Origin of the sequence: Stenotrophomonas sp. PS02289 (genome assembly GCF_029960115.1) — a bacterium.
Classification (GTDB): Bacteria; Pseudomonadota; Gammaproteobacteria; order Xanthomonadales; family Xanthomonadaceae; genus Stenotrophomonas.
Window position 1 is genome coordinate 1 of sequence record NZ_JASCOZ010000137.1, and the last position, 11,826, is coordinate 11,826.

Genomic DNA, 11,826 nt, shown 5'->3' on the forward strand with positions numbered 1-11,826 from the left:
GGGTCGGGGTGGGCTGGAGGGGGCGTGAGCCGCATGGATGCGGCGATCGAGGCTACAAGGACGTACTTGCGCCGTCCCCCGGAACGCCCATCCCGACCCGCCAAGCCAGGGATGCCGTGAACCACCGGCTGTTCGCCCAAAACCAACAGCAGCCGGGCAGAGCCCGGCTCTACGTAAAAAAAAAGGCCCCGCCGGAGCGGGGCCTTTCGGGCTTTAGCCGATCAGACGCTTATGCGCCGTGGGCGGCCAGCTGGCCCAGGCGCTGGACTGCGACCGAGACGGTCGGGTAGTCCAGGGTCTTCTGCTCGGCCAGTTCGGACAACATCGCCAGGGTGAAGCGCAGGCTGTTGTCGTCGCGACCGATCCACGCTGCGACCTTGGCTTCCGCACTGCCGCCCTTGGTGCCCAGCACCTGGCCGGCCAGATTGCGGTGGTGTGCGGCCAGCTCGTCACGCAACACGCCACGGGCCACCGCGTGCCAGCGGCCGTTGACCTCCAGCGCGTCGATCTGCTCGAACAGCCACGGCAGCTGCAGTGCGTCGCCCAGGCGGAAGTGGATCTTCGACACATCCACCGGCTTGAGCTTGCGCGTACGGGCCAGTTCGATGATGTCGAACGCCGGCTCCAGGAAGTGCAGTTCGGCCAGCTGCTGCGCCAGTGCCGGCGGCAGGCCCTTTTCCTTCCATTCGGCCACCAGTGCCACGTAGGTCGGACGCTGCGAATCCGGCAGCACACCCGACGCTTCGCGGATGTCGTTGAACGGACCCTGGTAGCGGTTCACCGCCTCGGTGATGCCCGGCATCGGACCGGGGCGGAACAGCAGCCAGCGCACGAACGAACGCTGCAGCTTCCAGATCACTTCCAGTGCGTCGATCTGCACCGACTCCGGCACCGTGCCGTCCAGCGCGTCGATCTGTGCCCACAGCGCGCGCGCGTCCAGCGTTTCACGGCTGATCGTGTACGCCTTGGCCACTTCCGAGATCGAACGGCCCGTATCTTCCTGCATGCGCATCAGGAAGGTCGCGCCCATCCGGTTGATGGTCTGGTTGGTCACTGCCGTGGCGATGATCTCGCGCTTCAGGCGGTGACGCTCCATCGCGTCGGCATACTTCTTCTGCAGCGGCGTCGGGAAGTAACGCAGCAGCTCCTTGGACAGGTACGGGTCTTCCGGAATGTCCGAATCCAGCAGCTGGTTGAACGCCACCAGCTTGGAGTACGACAGCAGCACCGACAGCTCCGGACGGGTCAGGCCCTGGCCGCGCGCCTTGCGCTGGGACAGTTCGGCATCGGACGGCAGGAACTCGATCTGACGATCCAGCAGGCCCTGCTGCTCCAGCGTACGGATGAAGTGCTGCTTCGAGCCCAGGCGCTTGACCGCCATCCGCTCCATCAGGCTCAGCGCCTGGTTCTGGCGGTAGTTGTCGTTGAGCACCAGGTCGGCGACCTCGTCGGTCATCGACGCCAGCAGCTTGTTGCGCTGGTCAACGGTCAGCTTCTTGGCCCGCACCACATCGTTGAGCAGTATCTTGATGTTCACTTCGTGATCCGAAGTGTCCACACCCGCCGAGTTGTCGATGAAGTCGGTATTGAGCAGCACGCCGGCCTGGGCAGCCTCGATGCGGCCCAGCTGGGTCATGCCCAGGTTGCCGCCCTCGCCCACCACCTTGCAGCGCAGCTCGCCACCGTTGACGCGCAACGCGTTGTTGGCGCGGTCGCCGACGTCACTGTGCTGCTCGGTCGCGGCCTTCACGTAGGTGCCGATGCCGCCGTTCCACAGCAGGTCGACCGGGGCCTTCAGGATCGCGCTCATCAGGTCGTTCGGCGACAGCGCCTTGACGCCCTCGTCCAGACCCAGCGCCTCACGCACCTGCGGGGTGATCTCGATCGACTTCAGGGTACGCGGATAGATGCCGCCGCCCTTGCTGATCAGCTTGGCGTCGTAGTCCGCCCAGCTCGAACGCGGCACGGTGAACATGCGCTCGCGCTCGACGAACGAGGTCGCCGCATCCGGGTTCGGGTCCAGGAAGATATGACGGTGGTCGAACGCCGCCAGCAGGCGGATGTGGCGCGACAACAGCATGCCGTTGCCGAACACGTCGCCGGACATGTCACCGACGCCTACGGTGGTGAAGTCCTGGGTCTGGCTGTCACGGCCCAGCGCACGGAAGTGACGCTTCACCGACTCCCACGCACCGCGCGCGGTGATGCCCATGCCCTTGTGGTCGTAACCGACCGAACCACCCGACGCGAACGCGTCGCCCATCCAGAAGCCGTGCGCGATGGCCAGGCCGTTGGCGATGTCGGAGAAGGTCGCGGTGCCCTTGTCGGCGGCCACCACCAGGTACGGGTCGTCCATGTCGTGGCGGACCACGTCCACCGGCGGCACGATCTTGTTGTTGACGATGTTGTCGGTGATGTCCAGCAGGCCCTGGATGAACAGCTTGTAGCAGGCCACGCCATTGGCGAACACCGCATCGCGGTCACCGCTGGCCGGCGGCATCTTGGCGAAGAAGCCGCCCTTCGCGCCGACCGGCACGATCACGGTGTTCTTCACCATCTGTGCCTTGACCAGGCCCAGCACCTCGGTACGGAAGTCTTCGCGACGGTCCGACCAGCGCAGGCCGCCACGGGCGACTGCACCGAAGCGCAGGTGGGTACCTTCCACGCGCGGGCCGTACACGAAGATTTCGCGGTAAGGGCGCGGCTTGGGCAGGTCCGGCACCAGCGCCGAATCGAATTTGAAGCTGATGCAGTGGCCCGGACGGCCCTCGGCATCGGTCTGGTAGTAGCTGGTACGCAGGGTGGCGTCGATCACGCCCATGAAGCTGCGCAGGATGCGGTCTTCGTCCAGGCTGGAGACGCGGTCCATCAGCTTGACCAGCGCCTCGCGGGTGGCGTCCATCTGCGCGTCGCGGCTGCCCTTGCGGGCGTCGACCACGGTCTTGAGGACCTTCAGGGTGGCCTCGTCGCCACCGGCCAGCACGTTCAGATGCGCGCGCAGCTGGGCCTGGCCTTCGGCGATGGCGTCCTTGTCCTCGTGCCCGGTCGCCGGGTCGAAGCGGGCTTCGAACAGCTCCACCAGCAGGCGGGCCAGCAGCGGGTAACGGGTGAAGGTGCCTTCCACGTAGGCCTGCGAGAACGGCACGCCGGTCTGCAGCAGGTACTTGCAGTAGCCACGCAGCATCGCCACCTGGCGCCAGTGCAGGCCAGCGGCCAGCACCAGACGGTTGAAGCCGTCGTTCTCGGCGTCGCCGTGCCACACGCGGGCGAAGGTTTCGCCGAAAGCGGCATCGACGCTGGCCGCATCAATGGCACCGGCCACCGACTCGACCTCGAAGTCCTGCACGTACACCGGCGCGTTGTCGACCGTCAGACGGTACGGACGCTCGGCGATCACGCGCAGGCCCATGTTTTCCATCATCGGCAGCGCGTCCGACAGCGGAATGTCGTCCAGCTGGCGGTACAGCTTCAGGCGCAGGCCCTCGCCGTTCTCGCGCTGCACGGCCTGCAGGCTCAGACGCAGGTCGTCCGGACCGGTCAGCGCATCGAGCTGGCTGACGTCGTTGGCCGCGATCTCGGTGCTGGAGTCTTCGATGTAACCGGCCGGCAGGGCCTTGCCGATGCGGGCGGCAATGCGCAGGCCTTCGGTTTCACCGTGGCGAGCCACCAGCGCTTCACGCAGGTCGTCCTGCCAGTTGCGCAGCACCTGGGCCAGCTTCTGCTCCAGTGCCGAGGTGTCCACATCCAGCGTTTCACCGGCCTTCGGGCGCACGATCAGGTGCACCTGGGCCAGCGGCGACTCGCCCAGCACCACCGAGCTGTCCACGTATTCGCCGTGCAGCGCTTCCTTCAACATCGCCTCGATGCGCAGGCGCACGTCGGTGTTGAAGCGCTCGCGCGGCAGGTAGACCAGCGCGGAGATGAAGCGGCTGTACTTGTCGCGACGCAGGAACAGGCGGCTGCGCACGCGCTCCTGCAGCCCCAGCACGCCCATGGCGGTGCGATAGAGCTCTTCCTCGCTGGACTGGAACAGTTCTTCGCGCGGCAGGGTTTCCAGGATGTGGCGCAGGGCCTTGCCGCTGTGGCTGGCCGGGGCCAGGCCCGACTGCGTCATCACGTACTCGTGGCGCTGGCGCACCAGCGGGATTTCCCACGGGCGACGGTTGTAGGCGCTGGAGGTGAACAGGCCGAGGAAACGCTGTTCGCCGATGATCTTGCCCTTGGCGTCGAATTCCAGCACGCCGATGTAGTCCATGTAGCCGGCGCGGTGCACGCGCGAACGGGCATTGGTCTTGGTCAGGATCAGCGCGTCCTTCAGCCCGCTGGTGGCATTGAGCCCCTGCGCGGCGAGGGTCTTGACCGGACGCGCGGCCGAGGTGTCACGGCCCTTCATCAGGCCCAGGCCGGTGTCGTTGAGCGGAGCCAGCACTTCTTCCTTGCCCTGCTTTTCCACGCGGTAGGCGCGGTAGCCGAAGAAGGTGAAGTGGTTGTCGGCGGCCCAGCGCAGGAATTCCTGGGCTTCGGCGCGCGAGGCGGCGTCCACCGGCAGCTGGCGGCTGCCGAGGTCGTCGGCAATGCTCAGCGCCTGGCTGCGCATGGCGTCCCAGTCACGGACGATGGCACGCACCTCGTCCAGCGACTTGCTGATCGCCTTCTCCACGTCGGCCATGGCCTCGGCCGGCTGACGGTCGATTTCCAGCAGCATCACCGACTCGGCGGTGCCTTCGCTCACGCCGGTGAGCTTGCCGCTCTTGTCACGGGTGAAGCGGATCACCGGGTGACCCAGCACATGCACGCCGATGCCCTGCTCGGCCAGCGCCATGGTCACCGTGTCCACCAGGAACGGCATGTCGTCGTTGACGATCTGCAGCACGGTGTGCGGCGATTCCCAGCCGTTGGCCTTCAGGGTCGGGTTGAACACGCGGACGTTCGCCTTGCCGACCTTGCGGGCACGGGCGAATTCCAGCATGTCGGCAGCCAGTGCGGCCCACTCCTCAGCGGTGTGATGCGGGAACTCGTCCGCTTCCATGCGCTTGTAGAAGTCTGCGGCAAAGGCCACTGCCTCGGCCTGGGCGGCCGCCGGGTAACGCTTGCGCAAGGCCGTGTACACCGGTTCCAGAGAGAAGCCCACTGGCGAAACAGTCTGCGTATCGGCTGGTTTGGTTTTTGCTTTCACGGTCTTGGCGACAGGTTTTTGCGGTTTCATGGCAGAGCGATGCGTGTTGCTCAGTTGGAAAAATGAAATTGTAGCCCTACAGCACGAAAAGGCCTTGCTGCAGGACGGAATCAGGTTTTTCGGTTGGGTGGCGTTTACATCCCGCTGCAGCAGTGCGCATGGGTATGGAGACGTGGGTCACAGAAGCTCTCACCCGCCATCATCGACCGCTTGAGTGGCACGCTGACGACAGACCCCGCAACAGTGCCAAAAGATAGGGTTCTCCAATTCTGAACTGGACGGTATAGTCCACCGCGTGAACACCCCCACCCCCGCTGCCGGCGCATTGGACGCGCGCGATCACCGCGTGTTCGATGCCGTGCGCGACCTGATGTCCACCCAGGGCATGCAGCTGAGCATGGAGGCGGTCGCCCAGCAGGCGGGCTGTTCCAAGCAGACGCTCTACAGCCGCTATGGCAGCAAGCAGGAACTGCTGCGCCGGGTGATGCAGCGCCACTTGTGCCGGGCCACCGCGGGCCTGCGTGCGATGGACGGCGAAGACCTGCGCGGTTGCCTGCTGCAGTTCGCGGTCGACCACATCGAGCACTTCAGCGAACCCCAGGTTGTGCAGGCCCGCCGGCTGATCGCTGCCGAAGCGGCCCAGTTTCCCCAGGAAGCCCAGGCGCTGTATCGCGACGGGGCCGGAGCATTGACCCTTCACCTTGCTGAATGGATCGCCACCCGCATCGAACGCGGCCTGCTCCGCCATGACGACCCACACTTCATGGCCGAACTGCTATTGAGCATGATCGCCGGGCTGGATTTCGAGAAGCAGCGTTTCCATACCCCCCATCGCGATGACGCTGCCATGCGTCGGCGCTGGGCCGAATTTTCCGTGGACAGTTTCCTGCAAGCCTTTGCACTGCACTCTGCTGTTCCCGATCCACATTCAAACCAACTCCGGAGTTTCTCCTGATGATCGCCCCACTCCGCACCCTTGCCCTGACGTGCGCAGTCGCCGTTGCGCTGACCGCCTGCAAGAAGCAGGAACAGCAGACGCCCCCGCCGCCGGAAGTGGGCGTGATCGAAGCCAAGGCCGAAACCCTGCCGCTGCAGCGCGAGCTGGTCGGCCGCCTGTCGCCGTTCCGCAGCGCCGACGTGCGCGCCCGCGTGCCGGGCGTGCTGCTCAAGCGCGTCTACCAGGAAGGCCAGGACGTCAAGCAGGGCCAGGTCCTGTTCCTGATCGATCCGGCTCCGCTGCAGGCCTCGTTGAACTCCTCGCAGGGCCAGCTGGCTTCGGCGCAGGCGACCTATGTCAACGCCAAGGCCGCTGCTGATCGCGCCCGTTCGCTGGCTCCGCAGGCCTTCGTGTCCAAGTCCGACGTCGACGCGGCCGAAGCCGCCGAGCGCTCCGCGGCCGCGGCCGTCACCCAGGCCCAGGCCGCCGTGACCAGCGCCAAGATCAATCTGGGCTATGCCGAGGTCACCGCGCCGATCAGTGGCCGTGCCGGCAAGCAGCAGGTCACCGAAGGCGCACTGGTCGGCCAGGGCGATGTGACCCTGCTGACCACGGTCGACCAGCTCGACCCGCTGTACGTGAACTTCTCGATGAGCTCGGACGAAATGACCCAGCTGCGCCGCGCCCAGGCCCAGGGCTCGGTGGCGCTGAGCGGCGACGGCAAGTCGACCGTGCAGGTGCGCCTGGCCGACGGCACCGTGTACGGCGAAGCCGGCACGCTGGACTACTCCTCGGCCACGGTCGACCCGGCCACCGGCGCGGTGACCCTGCGCGCGGTGCTGCCGAACCCGCAGCAGCTGCTGCTGCCGGGTTCGTTCGTCAGCTTCCAGGCCGTACTCGGCGAGCGCAAGAACGCCTTCCTGGTGCCGCTGCAATCGCTGCAGCGCGACACCGTCGGCGGCTACGTGATGGTGGTCGGCAAGGACGGCAAGGTGGTGCGCAAGAACGTCACCACCGAAGGCCAGCAGGGTGCCAACTGGCTGGTGACCGGCGGTATCGAACCCGGTGACCAGGTGATCGTGGCCGGCGTGCAGAAGGTCAAGGAAGGCGCTCCGGCGTCGGCCAAGCCCTGGACCCCGGCTGCGGCCAACGGCAATGGCCAGGCTCCGGCGGCTGCCGGTGCGGCTCCGGCGCAGGCTCCGGCCGACGCGGCTGCCGACCCGGCCAAGACCGAAGGCCAGGCCACCGAAGGCGCTCCGGCTGCCGAACCGACCAAGCAATAACGGGGACTGTCCGTCATGCCTAAATTTTTCATTGAACACCCGGTATTCGCCTGGGTGGTCGCGATCCTGATCTCGCTTGCGGGCGTGATCTCGATCCTGGGGCTGGGCGTGGAGTCCTACCCCAGCATCGCACCGCCGCAGGTGACGGTGAGCGCCACCTATCCCGGTGCCAGCGCCGACACCACTGAAAAGTCGGTCACCCAGGTGATCGAGCAGCAGCTGACCGGTATCGATCACCTGCTGTACTTCAGCTCGTCGTCGGCCTCCAACGGCCGCGCCCAGATCACGCTGACCTTCGAAACCGGCACCGACCCGGACATCGCCCAGGTGCAGGTGCAGAACAAGGTCTCGCTGGCGACACCGCGACTACCGACCGAAGTGACCCAGCAGGGCGTGGTGGTGGCCAAGGCCAACGCCGGCTTCCTGATGGTGGTGGCACTGCGTTCGGACAGCGAGGCGATCAATCGTGATGCCCTGAACGACATCGTCGGTTCGCGCGTGCTCGACCAGATCTCGCGTATTCCGGGCGTCGGCAGCACCCAGCAGTTCGGTTCCGAGTACGCCATGAACATCTGGCTCAACCCGGAGAAGATGCAGGGCTACAACCTCAGCGCCAGCCAGGTGCTGGCCGCGGTGCGTGCGCAGAACGTGCAGTTCGCCGCCGGTTCGCTGGGTTCGGACCCGTCCCCGGCCGGTCACTACTTCACGGCCACGGTCTCGGCCGAAGGTCGCTTCAGCTCGCCGGAACAGTTCGAGGAGATCATCCTTCGCGCCAATGCCGACGGCTCGCGGGTGATGCTCAAGGACGTGGCACGCATTGCCTTCGGTGCCAACAACTACGGCTTTGACACCCAGTACAACGGCCGTCCCACCGGTGCCTTCGCGATCCAGCTGCTGCCGGGTGCCAACGCCCTGAACGTCGCGGATGCGGTGCGCGCCAAGATGGACGAGCTGCAGCCCAGCTTCCCGGCGGGCGTGAGCTGGTTCTCGCCGTACGACAGCACCACCTTCGTGAAGATCTCGATCGAGGAAGTGGTCAAGACCCTGATCGAAGCGGTCGTGCTGGTGTTCCTGGTGATGCTGATCTTCCTGCAGAACTTCCGCGCCACCCTGATTCCCACCCTGGTCATCCCGGTCGCCCTGCTCGGCACCTTCCTGGGCATGAGCATCATCGGCTTCACCATCAACCAGCTGACCCTGTTTGCGATGGTGCTGGCGATCGGCATCGTGGTCGATGACGCGATCGTGGTGATCGAGAACGTCGAACGCATCATGACCGAGGAGAAGCTGCCGCCCAAGGCCGCGACCCAGAAGGCCATGACCCAGATCACCGGCGCGGTGGTGGCGATCACCGTGGTGCTGGCGGCGGTGTTCATTCCGTCCGCGCTGCAGGGCGGTGCCGCGGGTGAGATCTACAAGCAGTTCGCGCTGACCATCGCCATCGCGATGGCGTTCTCGGCGTTCCTGGCACTGGGCTTCACCCCGGCGCTGTGTGCGACCTTCCTGAAGGCCACCCACAACGACCACCCGAACATCGTCTACCGCACCTTCAACAAGTACTACGACAAGGTCAGCGGCACCTACGTGGGCCACATCACCTCGGCGGTGAAGCACGCGCCGCGCTGGATGATCCTGTTCGTGGTGCTGACCGCGCTGTGCGGCTTCCTGTTCACCCGCATGCCGGGCAGCTTCCTGCCGGAAGAAGACCAGGGCTATGCGCTGGCGATCGTGCAGTTGCCGCCGGGCTCGACCAAGGCGCAGACCAACGCGACCTTCGCCCAGATGCGCGGCATCCTGGAAAAGCAGGATGGCTTTGAAGGCATGCTGCAGGTGGCCGGTTTCAGCTTCGTCGGTTCCGGCGAGAACGTGGGCATGGGCTTCATCCGCCTGAAACCGTGGGCGGACCGCGACATCACGGTTCCGGAGTTCATCCAGAACATGAATGGTGCGTTCTACGGGATCAAGGAAGCGCAGATCTTCGTGGTCAACCTGCCCACGGTGCAGGGTCTGGGTCAGTTCGGCGGCTTCGACATGTGGCTGCAGGACCGCGGCGGTGCCGGCTATGAACAGCTGACCCAGGCGCGCAACATCCTGCTGGGCAAGGCGGCGGAAGAAAGCGACGTCCTGACCGGTGTGCGTCCGAACGGTCTGGAAAACGCCCCGCAGCTGCAGTTGCACGTGGACCGCGTGCAGGCGCAGACCATGGGCCTGTCGGTGTCGGACGTGTACAGCACGATCCAGCTGATGCTGGCTCCGGTGTACGTGAACGACTTCTTCTACCAGGGCCGCATCAAGCGCGTGACCATGCAGGCCGATGGCCCGTACCGTACCGGTGCGGAGTCGTTGAACAGCTTCTACACGCCGAGCAGCCTGCAGACGAATGCCGACGGCACCCAGGCGATGATTCCGCTGAGCACGGTGGTGAAGTCCGAGTGGGTGTCGGCACCGCCGTCACTGAGCCGCTACAACGGCTACTCGGCGATCAACATCGTGGGTTCGCAGGCACCGGGCCGCAGCTCGGGTGAGGCGATGCAGGCGATGGAGCGGATCGTCTCCGACGACCTGCCGGCAGGCTTCGGCTACGACTGGTCGGGCATGTCCTACCAGGAAATCCTGGCGGGCAACGCGGCGACGCTGCTGCTGGTGCTGTCGATCGTGGTGGTGTTCCTCTGCCTGGCGGCGCTGTATGAAAGCTGGTCGATCCCGGTAGCAGTGCTGCTGGTGGTGCCGCTGGGCGTGCTGGGTGCGCTGGCATTCTCGCTGGCACGTGGCCTGCCGAACGATCTGTACTTCAAGATCGGCCTGATCACGGTGATTGGTCTGGCGGCGAAGAACGCGATTCTGATCGTGGAATTCGCAGTGGAGCAGCGCGCAGCGGGCAAGAACCTGCGCGAGGCGACCATCGAGGCAGCCCGCCTGCGTTTCCGCCCGATCCTGATGACCTCGTTCGCGTTCATCATGGGTGTGATCCCGATGGCGATCTCCACCGGTGCCGGTGCCAACTCGCGTCACGCGATTGGTACGGGCGTGATCGGCGGCATGGTGTTCGCCACCTTCCTGGGCTTGCTGATGATTCCAGTGTTCTTCGTCGTGGTCCGCCGCATGCTGGGCGACAAGCTGGACGAACCGTCCAAGGAGTTCCTGGAGCGCCAGAACGAAGGCAACGCCGCGCATCGTCCGGATCGGTGATAGTGGCTGACGTTTGAACGAAAAGGCCCCGGAGCAATCCGGGGCCTTTTTGTTTCTGCGCTTTCGACGTGGATGCGATTGCATGGATTCCGCGGGCACCCGGGCGTCGCCCGGCTGCTTCACGCATTTTGGCGAACCGCCGATGGTCATCGGTTCCGTGGGTTGGCGGGTCGGGATGGGCGTTCCGGGGGACGCTGCAAGTACGTCCATGTAAGCTCGATCGCCGCATCCATGCGGCTCACGCCCCCTACAGCCCACCCCGACCCGCCATCGACAGTGCGTCGGTGGCCAAGGCAAATCGAAAACATGTGGACCCGGTAGAGTCGACCGTTGGTCGACTGCAGTGAAACCACCAACACCCGGTAGCGCATGACCCCGGATCGACACCGCCGTTGATTCCGGGTTTGCCCTGACCTACTCAACAACCTCCAACCACACGCCATCCAGCCTTGCCTTGGTAAGCACTTCAGCCGCCTCAGCCCCGACGAGCAACGCATAGAACTTCTCTTTGCCATCGGCAAACTGCAGGTCGCTGCGGACCAAGCCCGTATCCGCCCGCATGTCCTGGCTGAAAGAAGCGATAGCGCCGACGATGAAGCGATGCTGCCCGCAGCGCCCGCACAACGGTCCGAACTTCGGTGCCGCCCGCGCCTCGTCGATGCGGACCTCGTCCAGCAGTTCCATCAGGTAGTACTGCCTCCGGTAATGCGCTCGCGGGGGCAGCGGAACAAACGACGTCCTGCCGGGCAGCAGGTCAGCAACCGCCTTGAAACGCTCGGACGCGATGTAAAAGCCGTCGTAGGTGACGCCCAGGTCGTAGCGCGTCTTCTTCAGGACGAAATCCGGATTCCAGTGGTCACGCGATGTTTTGCAGCCGCATGCCGGGCAGAGTGTGGCCGCGTCGGGAAGCCAGACTGTGTCGTTGTCCGGGCATTGGATTTCAGCATACATGGAGCGTTCCTTGCTCATTGGGGGCTGGCAGCGCCACAAGACTACTTCGTTTCGTGGTCATGCGTTACCGGATGCTGGGGATTTCAGGGCCGTCGTCTGTCGACTGACGCTACCGAGCCCACATACCCCGAGAAATCCAACCGGCAGGATGGCTGTGCGGTTTTGATCTTCGATGGCCACCGACCATCTGTCGTGGCGGTTCGGGATGGGCTGGAGGGGGCGTGAGCCGCATGGATGCGGCGACCGAGCTTACATGGACGTACTTGCAGCGTCCCCCGGAACGCCCATCC

The 11,826-nt window shown here is 65.3% G+C and carries 4 protein-coding genes and 1 pseudogene; 3 read left to right on the forward strand and 2 right to left on the reverse strand.

All coding sequences use genetic code 11. The features are described from left to right. Positions 1-229: 229 nt before the first annotated feature. Positions 230-5,122: pseudogene (locus tag QMX83_RS16315) on the reverse strand (NAD-glutamate dehydrogenase domain-containing protein); the annotation flags it as partial. Between the two features lie 349 nt (positions 5,123-5,471). Between QMX83_RS16315 and QMX83_RS16320 the strand changes: the two are divergent. The 3 genes from QMX83_RS16320 to QMX83_RS16330 are packed head-to-tail and all read left to right on the forward strand — an operon-like array spanning position 5,472 to position 10,585. Then, the gene (locus QMX83_RS16320) at positions 5,472-6,131 is read left to right on the forward strand and encodes a TetR/AcrR family transcriptional regulator (RefSeq protein ID WP_282297694.1); all 660 of its coding nucleotides are present in this window, start codon (positions 5,472-5,474) and stop codon (positions 6,129-6,131) included. Further along, positions 6,131-7,396, forward strand: coding sequence for an efflux RND transporter periplasmic adaptor subunit (locus QMX83_RS16325; protein ID WP_282297695.1), 1,266 nt, complete (start codon positions 6,131-6,133; stop codon positions 7,394-7,396). Before QMX83_RS16320 ends, QMX83_RS16325 begins: the two co-directional genes overlap by 1 nt. A 15-nt stretch (positions 7,397-7,411) precedes the next feature. Further along, positions 7,412-10,585 carry a multidrug efflux RND transporter permease subunit gene (locus QMX83_RS16330; RefSeq protein WP_282297696.1) on the forward strand — a complete coding sequence of 1,058 codons (3,174 nt, stop codon included), beginning with the start codon at positions 7,412-7,414 and terminating at the stop codon, positions 10,583-10,585. A gap of 414 nt (positions 10,586-10,999) precedes the next feature. Here QMX83_RS16330 and QMX83_RS16335 read toward each other — a convergent pair whose 3' ends face one another. Continuing rightward, positions 11,000-11,536: a hypothetical protein gene (locus QMX83_RS16335; RefSeq protein ID WP_282297697.1), complete on the reverse strand. Its 537-nt coding sequence runs from the start codon at positions 11,534-11,536 to the stop codon at positions 11,000-11,002. Positions 11,537-11,826 lie beyond the last annotated feature (290 nt).